This is a genomic window from Acinetobacter sp. BEC1-S18-ESBL-01, assembly GCF_014169935.1.
Classification (GTDB): Bacteria; Pseudomonadota; Gammaproteobacteria; order Pseudomonadales; family Moraxellaceae; genus Acinetobacter; species Acinetobacter pittii.
Map to the genome: position 1 here is coordinate 3,349,725 of NZ_AP022302.1, position 20,013 is coordinate 3,369,737.

15 protein-coding genes are annotated in these 20,013 nt (G+C 38.5%); 7 read left to right on the top strand and 8 right to left on the bottom strand.

Annotated elements, in window-relative coordinates:
• Positions 1–65 precede the first annotated feature (65 nt).
• Positions 66–929 carry a hypothetical protein gene (locus H7R46_RS15955; RefSeq protein WP_005066203.1) on the bottom strand — a complete coding sequence of 288 codons (864 nt, stop codon included), beginning with the start codon at positions 927–929 and terminating at the stop codon, positions 66–68.
• A 326-nt stretch (positions 930–1,255) separates the two neighbouring features.
• Here H7R46_RS15955 and H7R46_RS15960 point away from each other — a divergent pair, with 326 nt between their 5' ends.
• Positions 1,256–1,828, top strand: coding sequence for a TetR/AcrR family transcriptional regulator (locus H7R46_RS15960; RefSeq protein ID WP_002117307.1), 573 nt, complete (start codon positions 1,256–1,258; stop codon positions 1,826–1,828).
• Positions 1,829–2,244: 416 nt separating this feature from the next.
• Here H7R46_RS15960 and H7R46_RS15965 read toward each other — a convergent pair whose 3' ends face one another.
• From H7R46_RS15965 to H7R46_RS15980, 4 genes are all read right to left on the bottom strand, one after another.
• Positions 2,245–4,299, bottom strand: coding sequence for an EAL domain-containing protein (locus H7R46_RS15965; RefSeq protein WP_005066201.1), 2,055 nt, complete (start codon positions 4,297–4,299; stop codon positions 2,245–2,247).
• A gap of 326 nt (positions 4,300–4,625) precedes the next feature.
• Positions 4,626–5,642 (bottom strand): ketol-acid reductoisomerase, encoded by a 1,017-nt coding sequence (gene ilvC, locus H7R46_RS15970; protein ID WP_002115094.1) that lies wholly within the window; start codon positions 5,640–5,642, stop codon positions 4,626–4,628.
• 32 nt (positions 5,643–5,674) lie between these two features.
• Positions 5,675–6,166: an acetolactate synthase small subunit gene (gene ilvN / locus H7R46_RS15975; protein WP_002114824.1), complete on the bottom strand. Its 492-nt coding sequence runs from the start codon at positions 6,164–6,166 to the stop codon at positions 5,675–5,677.
• Positions 6,166–7,890, bottom strand: a complete 1,725-nt coding sequence (locus tag H7R46_RS15980; protein ID WP_002115026.1) for an acetolactate synthase 3 large subunit — start codon at positions 7,888–7,890, stop codon at positions 6,166–6,168. The genes ilvN and H7R46_RS15980 overlap by 1 nt, the downstream gene beginning before the upstream one ends.
• Positions 7,891–8,424: 534 nt before the next feature.
• Between H7R46_RS15980 and leuS the strand changes: the two genes are divergently transcribed.
• The 6 genes from leuS to H7R46_RS16010 all read left to right on the top strand — a co-directional run bounded on the left by leuS (position 8,425) and on the right by H7R46_RS16010 (position 17,456).
• Complete coding sequence (gene leuS / locus H7R46_RS15985; RefSeq protein ID WP_005066198.1) at positions 8,425–11,049, top strand: leucine--tRNA ligase; 2,625 nt, start codon at positions 8,425–8,427, stop codon at positions 11,047–11,049.
• A gap of 27 nt (positions 11,050–11,076) precedes the next feature.
• The gene (lptE, locus tag H7R46_RS15990; RefSeq protein WP_002115142.1) at positions 11,077–11,586 is read left to right on the top strand and encodes an LPS assembly lipoprotein LptE; all 510 of its coding nucleotides are present in this window, start codon (positions 11,077–11,079) and stop codon (positions 11,584–11,586) included.
• Between the two features lie 18 nt (positions 11,587–11,604).
• Positions 11,605–12,594 (top strand): DNA polymerase III subunit delta, encoded by a 990-nt coding sequence (gene holA / locus H7R46_RS15995; RefSeq protein ID WP_002114918.1) that lies wholly within the window; start codon positions 11,605–11,607, stop codon positions 12,592–12,594.
• A gap of 107 nt (positions 12,595–12,701) precedes the next feature.
• A complete protein-coding gene (locus H7R46_RS16000) occupies positions 12,702–14,042 on the top strand; it encodes a MacA family efflux pump subunit (protein ID WP_005066196.1) in 1,341 nt (446 codons plus the stop codon).
• A 2-nt stretch (positions 14,043–14,044) separates the two neighbouring features.
• Positions 14,045–16,039, top strand: a complete 1,995-nt coding sequence (locus tag H7R46_RS16005; RefSeq protein ID WP_005066194.1) for a MacB family efflux pump subunit — start codon at positions 14,045–14,047, stop codon at positions 16,037–16,039.
• Between the two features lie 22 nt (positions 16,040–16,061).
• Positions 16,062–17,456, top strand: coding sequence for an efflux transporter outer membrane subunit (locus H7R46_RS16010; RefSeq protein WP_080631010.1), 1,395 nt, complete (start codon positions 16,062–16,064; stop codon positions 17,454–17,456).
• Positions 17,457–17,524: 68 nt separating this feature from the next.
• Here the strand turns inward: H7R46_RS16010 and H7R46_RS16015 are convergent, their stop codons facing one another.
• The 3 genes from H7R46_RS16015 to orn form a co-directional block, all read right to left on the bottom strand.
• Positions 17,525–18,328, bottom strand: a complete 804-nt coding sequence (locus H7R46_RS16015; protein WP_031944198.1) for an enoyl-ACP reductase — start codon at positions 18,326–18,328, stop codon at positions 17,525–17,527.
• A gap of 137 nt (positions 18,329–18,465) precedes the next feature.
• On the bottom strand, positions 18,466–19,197 hold the full coding sequence (locus tag H7R46_RS16020) for a Bax inhibitor-1/YccA family membrane protein (protein WP_004794670.1): 732 nt from the start codon (positions 19,195–19,197) through the stop codon (positions 18,466–18,468).
• A 154-nt stretch (positions 19,198–19,351) separates the two neighbouring features.
• A complete protein-coding gene (orn, locus tag H7R46_RS16025) occupies positions 19,352–19,918 on the bottom strand; it encodes an oligoribonuclease (RefSeq protein WP_000099436.1) in 567 nt (188 codons plus the stop codon).
• Positions 19,919–20,013 lie beyond the last annotated feature (95 nt).

The window sequence follows — 20,013 nt, forward strand, 5'->3', positions numbered from 1 at the left end:
AAATTTTACAGTTAAAAAAGCCCACCTGTTTATAGATGGGGCTTGATTAAGACTTAACAGAATCTTTACGCCAATTTCTTTTCTTCAATGAATTGAACATCTGCAATTTGTGCATCCCAGAACTCATTCCATAAAGCACAGTAATCAATACATAGCTTGGTTAAGCTTTCATAATCATCTTTTGTAATTGCTTGTGCTAATGCAAACCATAAATCATCTTCATGATCATCATCAGCAGCCTCAGATGTTTCATCCGTAGATACACCATGTACATGGTAGTAACCACCACCTTCAACATCGATATTTACGAATTTGGTTGCTTGACGTAATGGAGGACTAAAAAGAATGACTTCCTCCTCTGCAACAGCTAATAATGCCACGACATTAATATAACTATCATAAGAAGATTCTAAAAATGATCTAACCTGATCTGCAAATTTTGATGGTTTATAATTACGACGGTCAAGTTCCGTTAAACCATAATCATTAAGTAAATCTTCATATAAAGGATAATGAGCATATTCAGGATTACCCAGATAGTAATTATCTTTGTCTAAACCAGGGCGAAAACCAAACTCATCAAGTATATTTAAACTTAATAATACCCGTGGATACATCTTCGCCCCAGAGTGGAGTTTAGGTTCCAATTGTTTTGTTAAAAATTGAGCCTTTAATAGAGCGTCAGTAAAAATTTGTACAATCGCATGACGATATTCTAAATGGATAAGAGTCAAACGTTGTTTATCAAGGTATCCACCGTTTAACAGTTCAATAGCAGGATGGTTACAAACTGGTAACTCTGCAATCGTTTTTCTTAACTGTTTAAGAAATTGTAAATTTTCATCCCATTGTTTTGCAGGAATACTATTTTTCATCCCCTGCAATGCTTTTTCTCTTGGATTATTAAAGTCTTCAAATTTTTTTAACATAATGATTCTCTGTAAAAAGTTTTTCTTATAGTTAAGTTATAGGCTCTCTCTTTATTACAATTTTGCATTCAATTGCTAAAATAAATTCCGCACACCCATACTTAACAAGTTGATACTATGTGTATTATCTCAACAAATCAACGGATTAATTAATAATATTTAAAAAAGTAAACTATTGCCAATTAAATATATAATATGTTGTTTTTTAAATTAACCAAGCTATTGAATAAATATAATTTTTTAAATACTATAAAATAAGTTTTATTTAAGCTTATACACTTTACAATAGCAAAGTTAATCAAAAAATATCCGCAACGGGGAACCCGATGACAAAAAGAGAAACTATTATAACAACAGCAACATCCCTCTTTAACCAAAAAAGCTATACTTCTATTGGTGTTGATCGCATTATTGCTGAATCAAATGTTGCAAAAATGACTTTTTATAAATACTTTTCTTCTAAAGAAGCCTTAATTGAAGAATGTCTTTATAAGAGAAATTTAGAGATCCAATATTCAATATTGGAAAAAATTAAAAATACCAATAACCCACTGATTAAATTAAAAAAGATATTTAATTGGTATATCGATTGGATTAATACAGATGACTTTAATGGCTGCTTATTTAAAAAAGCGACCATCGAAGTCATGCAATTGTACCCTTCTATTAAGCATCAAATTAATGAGTATCGGGAGTGGATTTACTCATTAGTTTTCTCAGCTCTTTCAGAATTAGAAGTGGAAAACACAAAAATTCTAACAGGGCTCTTTCTTAACATTGTAGATGGAATCATTATTGACGGCACTATAAATAAAGGAAAGATTAATCCAGAACAAACGTGGTCTTATATAAACAAAATTATTGAATTAGAAACAGTTCGAGAGTATGCAACTATTTAATTTATAAATTAATTAAATATTTATATTTTAATAAAGATAAAAAATATTTTTTTAATTCGGTGGAGTCTACTCTCCAACTCCACCAAAAATCTATTCAACCCCTAAAAATTAATATTTTTATTTAGTTCTATCTTCATTAATTCTAATTATTACATAAACTTCACAATACTTTATATTAACCCTTTTTATTCCTTATATTTTATAAAATACAAACATCAATTTATTAGTATTACTTTATACTTGCAGTATATATTCACAAATTATTATATGTAAAACATTTAACTAACTGAGAAACTAATACTATTCACTACTACAAATATATAGGTGTATTTTAGAAGATAAATTTATTTAATTATTTGTTCTTTAAAGATAAAATTAAAAGGAAATGTTAGATTTAAAAATCGATATAGAAAAGATTAAGCGAAGTGAGCGCCTTGAGATTCAATCAGTTGATCGACATGAACAGGCATTCCTAATAAATAACCCTGAAATTGCTGACAGCCTAAACGGGTTAAAATCTCAACTTGCTGTTGAGTTTCCACCCCTTCCGCTGTTACGGTTAAACCTAACTTTTTAGCTAAATGTATTATACTTTCTAGAATCACTTCTTCTTTTGAGCCTGGTTTTAAGTCAACAATAAAACCACGATCAATTTTCAATTCATCTACAGGTAAATCTTTTAAATATAAAAAGCTTGAATGGCCTGTTCCAAAATCATCAATTGCGACTCGAATGCCCATATCACGTAGTCGCTCACAAGCTCGAATACTTAAATCGATATGTCGCATTGCAGTTGATTCAGTAATCTCAACAATTAAGTGATGAGGTTGAATTTGATATTTTTTCAATAATGCTTCGAGTGTACTAAATAATTTTTTATTTTCGAACTGTAGTGCAGATAGGTTTACTGCGACTGGATAAAATGGGGTGTTACTGCGTTCCCACTCTTGAATTTGCAGGCAAGCTTGCTCAAGTGCCCAATATCCCATTGGAATGATCAAACCCGTTTTTTCTGCACCTTCTATAAACATATGCGGTGTGAGTATTCCTAAAGCTGGATGATTCCAACGGATTAATGCTTCAACGCCACAGACCTCAAGGTTCGTATTAAATTTTGGTTGGTAATATAGGATGAACTGCTTTTCTTCTACGGCCTTATAAAGATCATTGATCAGTTTTGACTGACTTCTCGTTTCTTGTTGATGGGTTGAATAACTAAAGATGGTATAAGTATTTCGGCCTTGTTCTTTAGACATGAGCATCGCGGCATCAGCGTTCATGAGTAAGTCCTGAACATTTTGTCCGTGCTCAGGAAATAGTGCCACTCCTAAGCTTGCAGAGATATTAATTTCTTTACCAGAAATCTGATAACTCTCTTGAATCAGCTGTAAAACTTTCTCAGCCAAAATAACTGCTTCATCGGCATTTGTATTTTCGGCAATAAGCAAAAACTCATCACCGCCAATTCTAAGCAGTTTACACTTCTCATTGAGTTGCCAATGTAAGCGGTTCGCCATCTGAATAAGTAATTGATCACCCACATGATGTCCAAATGCATCATTCACCGATTTAAATCGATCTAAATCAATGTATAAGAAAGCAATTTTCTGGTCTTTGTATCGATGATCTGAAAGTAATACTTCAGCATAATCCACCAAATAAAGGCGGTTAGGTAATTTGGTTAAATTGTCTTGTATAGATAGATTAGCTAATTCTTTATTTGCTTTGCGCAGCTCTAAATTCTGTTGAGTAAGGCGTTGCTCTAACATTGCAACAATAAAACTTGCTACGAGTACCAAACAGGTGACTAGAATAATTGTAAATAATAATAAGTCATGTTCAGCCTGATATTGGCTAATAAATTTATCAGTAATATTCGTCGCAATAAGCGCTGTGTAGTGCATCCCCATAATACTTAAGGTCATCATAACCGAAAATGCGATTTTTAAAGTTAAGCGATATCGTTCAGTGTCTTTTAATTTATAGGCGAGTAAAAACGCTAGCCCTGAACCACTCATCGCAATTAATACAGAAAATAAAAGTAAAAACGAAGTGTAATCTTTTTTATAAACATTAATATTCCAGCCCAGCATGCTAATGTAATATGAAGCTGAAATTCCGATTCCCATAATAATCGAGCTCAAAATGAGTCTAAATAAAGGGAGTGTAAAACGCGAAGTCAACCACATCGCAATGCAAGATAACAATGCACTAATAGCATAAGATATTGCAATTAAAGGAATATTAGAGTGAGCTGTATCAAACAGATGATAAGCTTGTATACCAACAATATGGACGATGCTAATTGCTAAGGCGAGTAGCAATCCATTAATAAATAAAATTAAGGATTCAAATTTCTTATAGACTTGCTTGAATATTAGTTGCTCCATGGAAATTACAATATAACAAATGAAGCCAGCTGCAATAAAAGAGCCGACGATCAATGTGCTATCGTAATCAACATGACCCATATTGGACTTCCATGATTATTCAATACTTTTTTTTATTTTGTTCAACTCATTGCCCAAAATACAATTAAACATGTTAAAGAAATTTTAGTAAATTTGACTTATTCAGTCAGTTATAAACAATAACATTATCTATCTTTTGGTCAAGTATTTTTTACTTTATAAATCAATAAAGTAAATAAAAATTAAGCAGCCAATTATATGAAAAATATAGAATTTATTTAATCTAGTCAAGTTGGCCTAATCGCAATTTTCACATTCAAATAAAATAGTATAAATAAAGAACCCTGCTTAAAGCAGGGTTCTTTTAAAACGTTAGATAAAGAAAATTAGTTCTTTTCTTTGTCTACGATTTTGTTTGCTTGAATCCATGGCATCATTGCACGCAACTTATTACCAGTTACTTCAATACCATGTGCAGCATTTTGACGACGACGAGCAGTCATAGATGGGTAGTTTAACGCACCTTCTTGAATGAACATCTTAGCGTACTCACCAGATTGAATACGTTTCAATGCATTACGCATTGCTTCACGAGATTGTTCGTTGATTACTTCAACACCAGTTACATATTCGCCGTACTCAGCATTGTTAGATACTGAGTAGTTCATGTCAGCGATACCGCCCTCGAACATTAAGTCAACGATCAATTTAAGTTCGTGTAAACATTCGAAGTAAGCCATTTCTGGTGCATAACCAGCTTCAACTAAAGTTTCGAAGCCCATTTTCACTAATTCAACCGCACCACCACAAAGAACCGCTTGCTCACCGAATAAGTCAGTTTCAGTTTCTTCACGGAATGAAGTTTCGATAATACCTGTACGGCCGCCACCTACGCCAGAAGCGTAAGAAAGAGCAACGTTACGTGCATTACCAGAAGCATCTTGGTGGATTGCAATTAGGTCAGGAACACCTGAACCACGTTGGAACTCTGAACGTACAGTGTGACCTGGTGCTTTTGGAGCAACCATGATTACGTCTAAATCTTTACGTGGAACAACTTGGTTGTAAAGAACAGAGAAACCATGAGCAAATGCAAGAGTCGCGCCTTCTTTGATGTTTGGCTCAATCACGTCACGGTAAAGTTGTGATTGGAATTCATCTGGAGTCAAAATCATTACGAGGTCAGCTTGCTTAACAGCAGCAGGAACTTCTGCAACTTTAAGACCTGCATTTTCAGCTTTCTTCCAAGAAGCTGAATCTGCACGTAAACCTACAGTTACGTCTACGCCTGAGTCTTTAAGGTTAAGTGCATGAGCATGACCTTGAGAACCGTAACCAATAATCGCTACTTTCTTGCCTTGGATGATTGATAAGTCACAGTCTTTATCGTAAAAAATTTGCATTTGTGTTCTCCGCTAAAATACTTTTTAAAAAATTAAATGGCTAATACTTTTTCGCCACGGGCGATACCAGATACACCTGAACGAACGACTTCTAGAATAGTGTTTTCTGCAAGCGCATCGATAAAACCATCTAATTTTTCAGTTGTCCCTGCTATTTGAATGGTATAGGTAGTTGGTGTCACGTCTACAATCTGCGCACGGAAAATATCCGCCGTTCGCTTAATTTCAGCACGTGAAGCACCTAACGCTTTTACTTTAATCAGCATCAGTTCACGCTCAATGTGTGAACCTTCTGATAAATCAACTACTTTTACAACTTCAACAAGTTTATTGAGCTGCTTTGTAATCTGTTCAATCTTATGGTCATCACCATAAGTTGTTAATGTTAAGCGTGACAAAGTTGGGTCTTCGGTTGGCGCAACATTCAGTGTTTCAATGTTATATCCACGTTGGCTAAATAAACCAACAAGGCGAGAAAGCGCACCAGCTTCGTTTTCAACGAGTACAGAAATAATATGTCTCATTATGTACGCTCCCCTTTACCTAACCACATATCCTTCATAGACTGACCTGCGATCAGCATTGGATAAACATGTTCCGTGCGATCAACCATGACATTAATGAATACACATTTATCATTAATCGCCATTGCTTCAGCAAGCTTCGACTCTAGTTCATCAGCATGATCAATCTGGATACCAACGTGACCATAAGCTTCCATTAACTTGCCAAAATCAGGCAATGATTCAACGTATGAGCTTGAGTGACGGCCCTCATAGTTCATATCTTGCCACTGCTTCACCATACCTAAAGCACGGTTATTCAAGCACAAGATCTTCACATTCATGCCATATTGCTTACACGTTGAAAGCTCTTGAATACACATTTGAATTGAAGCTTCACCAGTAATACAAACAACTTGTTGATCTGGGAAAGCGAGCTTCGCAGCCATTGCATAAGGTAAACCTACGCCCATGGTGCCCAATCCGCCTGAGTTAATCCATTGACGTGGACGTTTGTATTTGTAATACAACGCACCAAACATTTGGTGTTGGCCCACATCTGAAGTGATGATGGCATCACCATTGGTCGCTTTATATAAAGCTTCAACAACTTGCTGCGGCTTCATTGTGCCATCAGTCGGAGTTTCAAACTTTAAGCCATGAACTTTACGCCATTCATTAATTTGATCCCACCACGCAGCAATTGCTTCAGGGTTTGGCTTAGACACATTTAATTGTTTCAACTGCGTCAACATTTCCTGAAGTACAGGCTCAACCGCCCCTACAATCGGAATATGCGCCATAATTGTTTTTGAAATGCTCGCCGGATCAATATCAATATGAATAACTTTAGCATTCACACAGAATTTTGCTGGGTTATTGGTTACTCGGTCATCAAAACGCGCACCAATTGCAAGAATGACATCAGCATTATGCATCGCCATATTTGCTTCATAAGTACCGTGCATACCTAACATGCCCACAAATTGTGGATCATCGCCAGGGAAGCCACCAAGGCCCATAAGTGTGTTAGTTACTGGATAACCTAGTAAATGCGCGAGTTCAGTCAATAATGCCGATGCATTACCTTGAACAACACCACCACCCGTATAAATTACAGGGCGTTTTGCACTTAAAAGCTCATCAATCGCTTTACGAATTTGGCCAGAATGACCACGTGAAGGTGGCTGATAAGAACGCATCTTCACTTTTTCAGGATATTCGTACGCAAATTTTTCTGCAGGATTTGTCGCATCTTTAGGAATATCGACTACAACTGGACCAGGGCGACCACTTGCTGCGATATAAAATGCTTTTTTGATAATTGCAGGAATTTCGCTTGCATGACGAACTTGGAAGCTGTGTTTCACGATTGGACGTGAAATACCTACCATATCAGTTTCTTGGAAAGCGTCTTCACCAATAAGATGTGATGCAACCTGGCCAGACAAAATCACCATTGGGATTGAGTCCATATAAGCTGTTGCAATTGGAGTCACAGTATTAGTTGCGCCAGGTCCAGAAGTGACCAGTACTACGCCAGTCTTACCTGTAGCACGCGAGTAAGCATCTGCCATATGACCAGCAGCTTGTTCATGACGTACGAGGTAATGATTAATTTTGTCTTGTTGAAATAGCGCATCATAAATATGTAATACAGCGCCGCCTGGATAACCAAAAACATGTTCAACGCCTTCGTCCGCAAGAGCACGAACGAGCATTTCACCACCAGATAAAAGTTCCAACGTGATTCACCCTAAAATCTTTATCACTATTTATGGAAGGCACAAATAGTGTTTCATTCATTGAATTGTCTGCACTGTTATAGCACACATATTGTCTAGTTTTCGTTGCAATAGAAAAATTTCTGTTTTTCAGCCGTATAAGCTTTTTTAACATTAATAAAGCATGTCTGGATATACATACTTTAAGTAAAATCAATCTCTCGGCTAGAGAGAATGTCTATTACAAAACATGACGGTTATTCGAAGGGTGATCAAATAATCGCATATAAAACTAAAGGAAGCATTTTTGTTGTTTAATTCACTAAAGTCAAGATTAAAGAAACACTTTTCTATGATTATTTTTTAACTGACTATTTTTTCATCTTATTTGATTTTTCCACTTTTCTTTTTTTATGATTACCCCGCTTTTTTCAGGTTTATTCTTGTTTAATTTTTAACGGAAAATAAATCCATCCCAAAACTGCATTTTTGTCGATTTTGCGCTATGCTGTGCAACAATCTTTAATATCAATTTTTGTTGTATAGCTTACGTCTATGACTATTTCTCACATTGACCCCGAATATCAAGCAAACACGATTGAACCATCAGTTCAACAAGATTGGGAAAATCGTAAAGTCTTTAAAGTTGCCGACACTGTCGAAGGTAAACATCGTTACATCCTGTCAATGTTTCCTTACCCAAGCGGCAAGCTGCATATGGGGCATGTGCGTAACTATACAATTGGCGATGTGATTAGCCGTTTTTACCGTTTAAAAGGTGAAACTGTATTACAACCTATGGGTTGGGATGCATTCGGTTTACCTGCGGAAAACGCAGCAATTGCCCATAAAGTTGCTCCAGCAAAATGGACATTTGAAAACATTGCGTACATGCGTGACCAATTAAAAAAATTAGGTCTATCTGTAGACTGGGATCGTGAATTTGCAACTTGTACACCAGAGTATTATCACTGGGAACAATGGTTATTTGTTCAGCTTTATAAAAAAGGCCTGATCTACCGTAAACTTTCAACAGTAAACTGGGATCCGGTTGACCAAACTGTTTTAGCAAACGAACAAGTTGAAAATGGTCGCGGATGGCGTTCTGGTGCATTGGTTGAAAAACGCGATATTCCAATGTACTACTTCCGTATTACTGACTATGCACAAGAATTATTAGACGACCTAGACACTCTACAAGACGGCTGGCCTCAACAAGTGTTGACCATGCAACGTAACTGGATTGGTCGCTCTACAGGCATGGAAATTACTTTCCCATCTGCCAATACCGAAATTTATGCTGATGGCTTAACTGTTTATACAACACGTGCTGACACGCTTATGGGCGTGACATATGTTGCCGTTGCAGCAGAACACCCTCTTGCGCTTAAAGCTGCTGAAAACAACCCTGAATTGGCTGCATTCATTGAAGAGTGCCGCATGGGTTCAGTTGCAGAAGCAGACTTGGCAACAGCCGAGAAAAAAGGCATGGCGACAGGTTTGTTTGTAAAGCATCCTGTAACTGGTGAAGAGCTTCCTGTCTGGATCGCAAACTACGTATTAATGTCTTATGGTTCTGGCGCAGTCATGGCTGTACCGGCACATGACGAACGTGACTTCGAATTTGCAAACAAGTTCAACTTGCCTATTAAGCAAGTAATTGATGCCAAAGGCGCTGACGATGCAGACTACTCGGCAACCGAGTGGCAAGAATGGTACGGTTCAAAAGAAGGTAAACTTGTTAACTCTGGTGAGTTTGACGGTTTAGAATTCCAAGCTGCTTTCGATGCATTCCTTGCAAAATTAGAACCACAAGGTTTAGCAAATTCTAAAGTTCAATTCCGTTTACGTGACTGGGGTGTTTCTCGTCAACGTTACTGGGGTTGTCCAATTCCAATGATTAACTGTGATACTTGTGGTCAAGTCACAGTTCCAGAAGATCAGCTTCCGGTTGTATTACCAACTGACGTTGTTCCAGATGGTTCAGGTAACCCGCTTAATAAAATGCCTGAATTCTATGAAACTAAATGTCCTTGTTGTGGTGGTGATGCACGTCGTGAAACAGATACCTTGGATACTTTCGTTGAGTCATCTTGGTACTACGCACGCTATGCGTCTCCAGACTTCACTGGCGGAATGGTGAAACCTGAAGCTGCTCAAAACTGGCTTCCTGTAAACCAATATATTGGTGGTGTTGAACACGCGATTCTTCACTTACTTTATGCACGTTTCTTCCACAAATTAATGCGTGATGAAGGTGTAGTACAAGGTAATGAACCATTTACCAACTTGTTAACTCAAGGCATGGTGCTTGCGGATACATTCTATCGTGAAGCAGAAAATGGTAAGAAAACTTGGTTTAACCCTGCTGATATCGAATTAGAACGCGATGAAAAAGGTCGTATTCTTTCTGCAAAATATTCAGGTGACGGTCAAGAAGTTGTGATCGGCGGACAAGAAAAAATGTCTAAGTCGAAAAACAACGGTATCGACCCACAAGCGATTATTGATCAATACGGCGCAGATACAGCACGTGTATTTATGATGTTCGCTGCTCCACCAGATCAATCTTTAGAATGGTCTGATGCAGGTGTTGAAGGTGCAAACCGTTTCTTAAAACGTGTGTGGCGCCTTGTAGCAAGCTTCCTTGAAAAAGGCAACCAAGCTTCTACGATTGATACTGCTAACTTGTCTAAAGATGCTCAAGATTTACGTCGCAAAACTCACGAAACTATTCAAAAAGTAAGTGATGATATCGAACGTCGTCATGCATTCAATACTGCGATTGCTGCTTTGATGGAATTGTTAAATGCGAGCAACAAGTTTGAAGCAAAAGATGACAACGACGTTGCTGTAGAACGTGAAGCGATCACTACACTGTTAACTTTACTTGCTCCATTTGCACCGCACTTAAGTCAAACGTTATTGGCTCAGTTTGGTACAGATGTAACAGAAGCAAGATTCCCTGAAGTCGATGCTTCTGCATTAACTCGCAATACACAAACGATTGTTGTACAGGTTAACGGTAAACTTCGCGGTAAACTTGAAGTTTCGGTTGATATCTCTAAAGAAGATCTATTAGCTCAAGCTAAAGCCCTTCCAGAAGTTCAACAATTCTTAACAGGACCAACAAAGAAAGAAATTGTGGTTCCAAATAAATTAGTTAACCTCGTGGTTTAATTAAAGTTATTAATGAGAGGATCAAGCATGCACTTTGCCAAACGTTTAGCCGCTGTTGTTTTGACCTTAGGCCTTAGTGCAGGCTTAGTCGGGTGTGGATTTCATTTAAAAGGAACCAACCCGACTGCAACTCCGCTTGTTTATAAAAAATTAAGCCTTGAGTTACCAGCTAAAACTGATGATTTAGAAACCCAGTTAAAAGTTTATTTAGCTGCAAATGGTGTTCAATTCAGCAATGATAATGATGCCTACGTACTCCGTGTTTTAGAGTACACACCACGCCGTCAGCTTTTAAATGGAAAACTAACGGAAGTATTATTACGCTTAACCGTAACCTTCCAGATTGAAGACCGTCAGGGTAATAAAATTACTGAACCACGTTCATTAACTGCATCTCGTAGTTATCAATATGATCTTGCAACGGTTAACACCGAAAATCAGCAAGAATCTTATTTGCAACGTATTGTGATTGATGACATTGCACAGCAAATTACTCGTCAGATTTCAGCAAATCGTTTACCAAAAGCTCAGCCTTAATCTTTATTTTTACCAGCAATGAAAATTGACTATTTACAAGCCTTAAAACGCATTCCGGAAGCACGGGGTGCGTGGATTTTACACGGCCAAGAACCTTTGCTGGAACAAAATTTATTAGATGCTTTTCGTAAAAGTTGGCAACAACAAGAAGTTGAAAGACAGCGCTACGATATTAGCAGTGTAAGCGACTGGAAAAATGTTTTTAATGCTCTCAATAGCTTATCTTTATTTTCTCAGCAGCTTGCCATTGAAGTACATGGCAATATAAAGCCTGACGCAAATGGGCTAAAACAACTTAAAAGCTATATTCAGCATAATGAAACTAACCTGCTTTTAATTGTTCTACCTAAGCAAGATAGTAGTAGCTTAAAGTCTGCTTTTTTCCAAGTTGTGGAAGCAAATGGTGTTGTTGTTGCCCTTACGGCAAACTATCCGCAAGACCGCCAAAGAATTTTATCTGCCGAAGCAGAGAAACTTGAAATTCAACTCGATAATGACGCATGGCAGTGGCTCATGCAGCATCATGAGCATAATCTGCTCGCAGCTAAGAATAGTTTGATGCGTGTAAGAGATACTTTTCCAGACCAACAACTGATTCAAATTGAACAGCTGTATGCTTGTTTACAAGATCAGTCTCGTTACACCACTTACGATTTAAGTGACGCACTGTTAGAAGGTAATCTCGCTCAATCTATTAAAATTTTTCAATATTTAATTGCAGCTGGTGAACCAGAAAGTCTGATCTTATGGACACTAAGTAAAGAAATGCGTTTATTGATGCAATTATTTGAACAGCCTCATAATGCATTACAACTTGGTATCTGGAAAACTAAAGTCAGTTTATATCAACAAGCGTTAAGAAGATTAAATCCTCAACAGTTTTTAGGCTGGTCTACCCTTCTATTGCAAGTTGATGCAGCAATTAAAGGTATGTCGAATGAAAATGCCCAACATTTGATGCAGCAGGCCATTGCTGAATTATGTGGAAAAACGCTATTTATACAATAATTCGGCGGAATCATTTTTCTTCATTCTTGAAATATAATAAAAATTCACGTTTTATCCTCATTTCGCTTTTATACTAAATTAAATTTTAAACTTTTCGACCTCTCACCATGCCAAAAATAAAGCCAATCAAACTTGTTATTATTATCCTCTGTATAGCAGTTATTGCTGTATTAGCTTGGAAGTTTTTAAAGCCTAAAGAGCAGCAACCTCAGTATATTACTGCTGAGGTGACACGTGGGGATATTGAAAATAATGTACTTGCGACAGGTACACTAGATGCAACCAAACTCATTAGTGTGGGTGCGCAGGTATCTGGTCAGGTTAAAAAGATGTATGTACAGTTGGGTGATCAGGTTAAACAAGGTCAACTCATTGCACAAATTGACTCAACTACCCAAGAAAATAGCTTAAAAACTTCTGATGCAAATATTAAAAATTTAGAAGCACAGCGTCTTCAACAAGTTGCTTCCTTAAATGAAAAACAACTTGAATACCGCCGTCAGCAACAAATGTATGCACAAGATGCAACACCGCGTGCAGATTTAGAATCGGCTGAGGCAAGCTATAAAACAGCTCAGGCACAAATTAAAGCATTAGATGCACAAATCGAATCTGCAAAAGTCACAAAATCTACGGCACAAACCAATATTGGTTACACACGTATTGTTGCTCCAACTGATGGTACGGTTGTCGCGATTGTGACTGAAGAAGGTCAAACCGTAAACGCGAACCAAAGCGCACCCACAATTGTCAAAATTGCAAAATTACAAAACATGACGATTAAAGCGCAAGTCAGTGAAGCTGACATTATGAAAGTTGAAAAAGGACAACAGGTTTACTTTACAACCTTAGGTGATGAAACTAAACGCTACGCAACTTTACGTCAAATTGAGCCTGCTCCTGACTCAATTTCTAGTGAATCAACAAGTACAACAAGCTCAACAACCAGTTCGGCTGTTTACTACAATGCCTTATTCGATGTGCCAAATACCGATGGTAAATTGCGTATTGATATGACTGCACAAGTTTATATCGTATTAAATTCAGCTAAAAATGCTCTACTCGTTCCATCATCAGCACTGAGTTCTAAACAATTTTCAGGTCAAAGAAAATCAGGTCAATCCTCTGATAAATCAAGTTCTTCACCTGAAGCAGCTAAAAAATCTCAAGGAAATGGAGCTCGTTTGGAGCGTCTTAACCTGACTGCTGAACAAAAACAACTCGTTGAACAAGGTAAATTAACGTTAAGTGTTGTACGTGTATTACAAGCTGACGGCACAACTAAACCGACTCAAATTTTGGTGGGTATTAACAACCGTGTAAATGCGCAAGTTCTTGCTGGCTTAAAACAAGGTGATCAAGTTGTCATTGCCGATAGCGCAGATACTTCTGCTGCATCAGCTAATAGTAGTAATAACCGTCGCCGTAGTGGCCCAATGGGAATGTAAGCATGACAAAACAAGCTTTGCTTGAAGTCAGCAATCTAGTCCGGGAATTCCCTGCTGGCGAAAGCACGATACAAATTTTAAAAGGCATTGACCTGACCATTTATGAAGGTGAACTGGTTGCCATTGTCGGCCAGTCTGGTTCTGGTAAATCAACACTCATGAATATTTTGGGTTGTTTGGACCGACCTACGAGTGGTAGTTACAAGGTTAATGGACAAGAAACAGGTAAACTTGAGCCAGATCAGCTGGCTCGACTACGCCGTGAATATTTTGGTTTTATTTTCCAGCGTTATCACTTACTGGGCGACTTATCTGCTGAGGGTAACGTTGAAGTTCCGGCTGTTTATGCAGGTGTTACACCTTCTGAACGTAAACAACGCGCAACGGCTTTATTGACCGAATTAGGTTTAGGTACTAAAACCCTCAATAGACCAAGCCAACTTTCTGGTGGTCAGCAGCAACGTGTTTCTATTGCCCGTGCGCTGATGAATGGCGGTGACGTTATTCTGGCAGATGAACCAACAGGGGCGCTTGACTCTCATAGTGGTGTTGAGGTGATGCGTATTTTGCGTGAACTCAATGCTGCAGGTCACACTATTATTTTAGTCACCCACGATATGCAAGTTGCAAAAAATGCGACGCGTATTATCGAAATTAGTGATGGCGAAATTATTAGTGACCGCCCTAATGTTCCAGATCAAGCAGCCGAACCAATCAAGACTGATCCTGATGCGGCGCCTGCTTTGCAAGGTAAACAGAAGAAAGGCAAAAGTATTTCTGCATGGCGTTCTACTTTAGACCGTTTATCTGAAGCCTTTCAAATGGCTTTACTGTCTATGAATGCCCACCGCATGCGTACTTTTTTAACCATGCTTGGGATCATTATTGGTATTGCATCGGTTGTTACGGTTGTCGCGCTAGGTAAAGGCTCTCAACAGCAAATTTTAAGCAATATTAGCAGTCTGGGAACAAATACGATTACGGTATTTCAGGGCCGCGGTTTTGGTGATAACTCTAAAACTGCAAGTTTTAAAACCTTGGTGCCTGCCGATGCCGATGCGTTAATGACTCAACCGTATGTCAGTGCAGTTAGCCCCATCGTCAGCACATCCAAGACCATGCGTTACCAACAAAATGAAGCGAACGCGACCATTAATGGTGTGAGTAACGATTATTTCGATGTGAAAGGTTTGGTCTTTAAAGATGGACAAACTTTTGATCAACGTAGTGTTCGTGATCGCTCACAAGATGTTGTAATTGATACTAATACGCAAAAGCAATTCTTTGGAGATGGTAGCAATCCAATTGGCCAAGTCGTACTGCTCGGTAGTGTACCAGCACGTATTATTGGGATTGTAGAACCGCAGACAAGCGGCATGGGCTCAGATGATACATTAAATGTCTATATGCCTTATACAACCGTAATGAGCCGTATGTTAGGTCAATCTAATGTACGTAATATCGTGGTTCGTATTAATGACAAATATTCAACTGCTGCCGCAGAAAATGCGATTGTAAATTTATTAACCCAGCGCCATGGTGCACAAGATATTTTCACCATGAATAGTGACAGTATCCGTCAAACCATTGAGAAAACAACCAGCACAATGACGCTTCTGGTTTCAGCAATTGCCGTAATTTCACTGGTGGTTGGTGGTATCGGGGTAATGAACATTATGTTGGTTTCAGTGACTGAACGTACTCAGGAAATTGGCGTACGTATGGCCGTAGGTGCTCGTCAAAGTGATATTTTGCAGCAATTCCTGATTGAAGCAATTTTGGTGTGTTTAATTGGTGGTGTGCTTGGCGTCTTACTATCGCTTGGCCTTGGACAACTTATTAATAAATTTGCTGGTGGTAACTTTAGCGTGGCTTATTCAAGCACTTCTATTATTGCAGCATTTGTCTGTTCAACACTGATTGGGGTCGTTTTTGGTTTCTTACCAGCCAAGAATGCCGCGAAACTTGACCCTGTCGCCGCACTATCTCGAGAATAAGGAAAATTGCATGTCTTTCTCTATGACTAAACTCAGCACAGCACTTCTTCTCACAGGTTCTCTTGTCGGATGTGCAGCTGTAGTAAAAACACCTTATGAAACACCTGCAGTACAAGTTCCGGGTAGTTTTCAGTATGACACAGCAAAAACAAAAACCATGTCTGCCAATCAATATTCTGACCGTTGGTGGACACTCTTTAACGATGCACAGCTCAACCAACTTGTAAGCAATGTATTAGAACGTAATAGTGATTTAGCAGTTGCAGGTATTGCTCTAAAGCAAGCCCGTCTACAAGCTGACTTAACCGCTAACAAACAAGGCTTACGAACCAGTTCAAGTGTTTCTACAGGGCATTCTTTCGATTTAAATTCGGGAGATGATAGTGCTAAAGGTCTATCAATGAGCGCTGGCGTAAGCTATGAGCTTGATTTGTTTGGCAAGCTTGCTCGCCAAACCGAAGCAAGTAAATGGGAAGCTTTAGCGACAGAACAAGACTTACAAGCCACGGGGCAAAGTTTAATTGCAACCACTGCCAAACTCTATTGGCAACTCGGTTATTTAAATGAGCGCTACACAACTGCCCAGCAAAGTCTAGCAACCTCTCAAAAGCTTTATGACTTGGTACAGATTCAATATAAAGCTGGTGCCGTTTCAGGTGTAGATCTGACTCAAGCAGAACAATCAGTACAAAGCCAAAAAGCGAGTTTAAGCCAGATTGAACAACAACTGGTTGAAACTCGCACAGCCATTGCGGTGTTATTACATGAACCATTGCAGCAATTAAATATTCAAGAGCCAAAGCGTTTACCACGCACTGCTCTACCTGCAATTGGTGCTGGCTTACCTGCCGACATTTTATCGCGCCGACCTGATTTGCAAGCAAGTGAGCTCCGCTTAAGAAAAGCATTAGCAACTAAAGATGCAACCAAAGCAAGCTACTACCCATCAATTAGCTTAACCAGTAGTTTAGGCTCAAGCAGCACATCGTTAACGGAGTTGTTACGCAACCCTGCCCTTACGCTTGGTGCAAGTTTAAGCTTACCGTTTTTGCAATATAACGATATGAAAAAAGATATCGCGATTAGCAATCTAGATTATGAAAAAGCGATTATTCAATATCGTCAAACGCTTTATCAGGCTTTTGCTGACGTAGAAAATGCTTTATCGAGTCGTACCGAACTCGACAAACAAGTAGCGTTACAAGAGCGTAATGTTGAACTTGCAGAAAAAACTGAACGTCTAACCGAAGTTCGTTACCGTTATGGTGCTGTTGCATTAAAAACACTTCTCGATGCTCAGCAAACCACACGTACTGCACGTCTAAGTCTCGTTGAAACCAAGCAAAGCCAATACAATGCTTATGTCACCCTCATGCAAGCTCTAGGTGGTTCCCCTGTAAAAGAACTACCGCAATAACTTGTACCAATTAAAAAAGCCGTAGTCCTTCAACTACGGCTTTTTTATGGCTAAATAAATTTTAAAACTTATTCATCATCCATCATAGATTGGCTCATACCTACAGTATTGAAACCAGCATCTACATATAGAATTTCACCAGTAATACCCGAAGCCCAAGGTGAGCATAGGAATAATGCTGCGTTACCTACTTCTTCAATGGTTACGTTACGTTTTAATGGCGCAACTTTTTCATTGGCATCTAACATTTTACGGAAAGATTTAATACCAGAAGCAGCTAAAGTACGGATTGGGCCCGCAGAAATCGCGTTTACACGAATACCATCAACACCAAGGCTTGATGCCAAGTAACGAACACCAGCTTCTAAAGAAGCTTTTGCCATACCCATAACGTTATAGTTAGGCATAACGCGCTCAGAACCTTGGTAAGTCAAAGTCAATAAACAACCTTGGCGAGCTTGTAAGAGAGGTTTTGCAGCACGTGCCATTGCAACAAAGCTGTATGCACTGATGTCATGAGCAACTTTAAAACCTTCACGGTCAGTCACGTCAGTAAAATCACCATCAAGTGTATGTGCAGGTGCGAAGCCAATTGAGTGTACAACACCGTCTACACCATCCCAATGTTTTGCAAGTTCTGCAAATGCATTATCAATTTCAGCATCAACAGCAACATCACATGGAAACACAAGCTTAGAACCGAATTGCTCAGCAAATTCATCCACACGTTTTTTTAATTTTTCGTTTGGATAAGTAAACGCAAGCTCTGCACCTTCACGGTGTAATGCTTGGGCAATACCAAAAGCAATTGATAATTTACTAGCAACGCCTGCAATCAAAAAGCGCTTACCTGCTAAAAGTCCTTGTGTCATGCCGATCTCACTCAAAACAATTTCAAGCATAATGCCAATATTCGGCGGTTTTCGAAATTGCATAATGCATCTTTTTTCAAAAATCGCACGAAAAAAAATCGCTCCTGATGAGGAGCGACTTCTAGATGAATTCAATCTTAGTCGTCAGACAATAAGCCCAGTAAGCGTAAGAAAGAAATATACATCCATACTAAAGTTGCAAGTAATGCGATACCACACAACCATTCCATGAATTTTGGTGCACGATATGCTGCATTAGTTTCGATTAAATCAAAATCTAAAATCAGATTAAGCGAAGCAATGACCGCGACGAATGCAGCAAAACCAATACCTAACCAGTTACTTTCAAAAATATAAGGAACACTTGAACCAAATGCTAAACGCATGACCATCTGCACGATAAATACAATAAAGATCGCCAAAGATGCAGAGATCACAACTGACTTAAACTTTTCAGTTGCGCGAATAATTTGGAATTTATATAAACCAAACATCACCAAAGTGGTGACAAAGGTCGCTAATAAAGCCTGAAGTGGAACTCCTGGGTATTTCAACTGGAAAGTAAACGAAATACCACCTAAAAAAGCCCCTTCAAATAAGGCATACGGAATTGCCAATGTTGGCGCGGTCGTTGGTTTAAACGTTGTAATTAAAGCTAAAACCAAGCCACCAATTGCACCCACAATTGAAGCCGCGTAAGCAATACCAACATTTGCAGTAAAGGCTGCATAGAAAAATAAAGCGACACCCACAGCAGCTGCAATGACTGTCAACATAACAGATTTTTGAATCGCACCTTGCACAGTCATCGGTTGACTATAGTCACTGACCGTTTCAACGCGCGTCAGTATCGGGTTATTACTTTGCATAAATGCTCTCTTTTTATAATTAAAATTTAAAACATCATTTTAAGCAAAATGAATATGAAAGCCAAATCAGGCGATCGGCATTATTGTAACAATGTCCTTTATGCAATAAAAAAGGAGGCCTAAGCCTCCCTTTCATATCACATCTACAACGTAATCAATCTTTACCATCTGTATTCATGATAAAGAAATATTCGCGGTAATATTTCAACTCTGAAATTGAGTCACGAATATCATCCATTGCCAAATGTGATGCATTCTTTTTCAGGCCACTCATAATTTCAGGGCGCCAGCGTTTTGAAAGCTCTTTTACCGTAGATACATCAAGATTACGATAGTGAAAATACTGCTCAAGTTCAGGCATAAGACGGTGTAAGAAACGGCGGTCCTGACAAATCGAGTTACCGCACATTGGTGAAACTTTTGGATTCACCCATTTTTTTAGGAATTCTAAAGTTTGTAACTCAGCATCACGAGCTGTTAATTTACTGCGACGAACTCGTTCAATTAGTCCAGACTGCCCATGTTGACGAGTGTTCCATTCATCCATTGCATTTAAAATACGATCAGGTTGATGAATAGCCAAAACTGGACCTTCGGCAAGTACATTTAAATGATCATCTGTAATAATTGTTGCGATTTCAATAATTTGGTCATTATCGGTATCTAATCCGGTCATTTCCAGATCAATCCAAATTAATCGTGTATTTAAAGTACTGCTCATGAATGTACGTTCTAAAATGCCGTAAAAACATCAATAGTAGCAAATTTCTTGCTTCCGCGCTGTAATTCTATAGCTGCTTCATGCTATTTTTGCGG

Bases quoted from the DNA above. Each gene is read 5' to 3' on its own strand.
- H7R46_RS15955 (WP_005066203.1), bottom strand. From the start codon at position 929: ATGTTAAAAAAATTTGAAGACTTTAATAATCCAAGAGAAAAAGCATTG.
- H7R46_RS15960 (WP_002117307.1), top strand. From the start codon at position 1,256: ATGACAAAAAGAGAAACTATTATAACAACAGCAACATCCCTCTTTAAC.
- H7R46_RS15965 (WP_005066201.1), bottom strand. From the start codon at position 4,299: ATGGGTCATGTTGATTACGATAGCACATTGATCGTCGGCTCTTTTATT.
- ilvC (WP_002115094.1), bottom strand. From the start codon at position 5,642: ATGCAAATTTTTTACGATAAAGACTGTGACTTATCAATCATCCAAGGC.
- ilvN (WP_002114824.1), bottom strand. From the start codon at position 6,166: ATGAGACATATTATTTCTGTACTCGTTGAAAACGAAGCTGGTGCGCTT.
- leuS (WP_005066198.1), top strand. From the start codon at position 8,425: ATGACTATTTCTCACATTGACCCCGAATATCAAGCAAACACGATTGAA.
- lptE (WP_002115142.1), top strand. From the start codon at position 11,077: ATGCACTTTGCCAAACGTTTAGCCGCTGTTGTTTTGACCTTAGGCCTT.
- holA (WP_002114918.1), top strand. From the start codon at position 11,605: ATGAAAATTGACTATTTACAAGCCTTAAAACGCATTCCGGAAGCACGG.
- H7R46_RS16000 (WP_005066196.1), top strand. From the start codon at position 12,702: ATGCCAAAAATAAAGCCAATCAAACTTGTTATTATTATCCTCTGTATA.
- H7R46_RS16005 (WP_005066194.1), top strand. From the start codon at position 14,045: ATGACAAAACAAGCTTTGCTTGAAGTCAGCAATCTAGTCCGGGAATTC.
- H7R46_RS16010 (WP_080631010.1), top strand. From the start codon at position 16,062: ATGACTAAACTCAGCACAGCACTTCTTCTCACAGGTTCTCTTGTCGGA.
- H7R46_RS16015 (WP_031944198.1), bottom strand. From the start codon at position 18,328: ATGACACAAGGACTTTTAGCAGGTAAGCGCTTTTTGATTGCAGGCGTT.
- H7R46_RS16020 (WP_004794670.1), bottom strand. From the start codon at position 19,197: ATGCAAAGTAATAACCCGATACTGACGCGCGTTGAAACGGTCAGTGAC.
- orn (WP_000099436.1), bottom strand. From the start codon at position 19,918: ATGAGCAGTACTTTAAATACACGATTAATTTGGATTGATCTGGAAATG.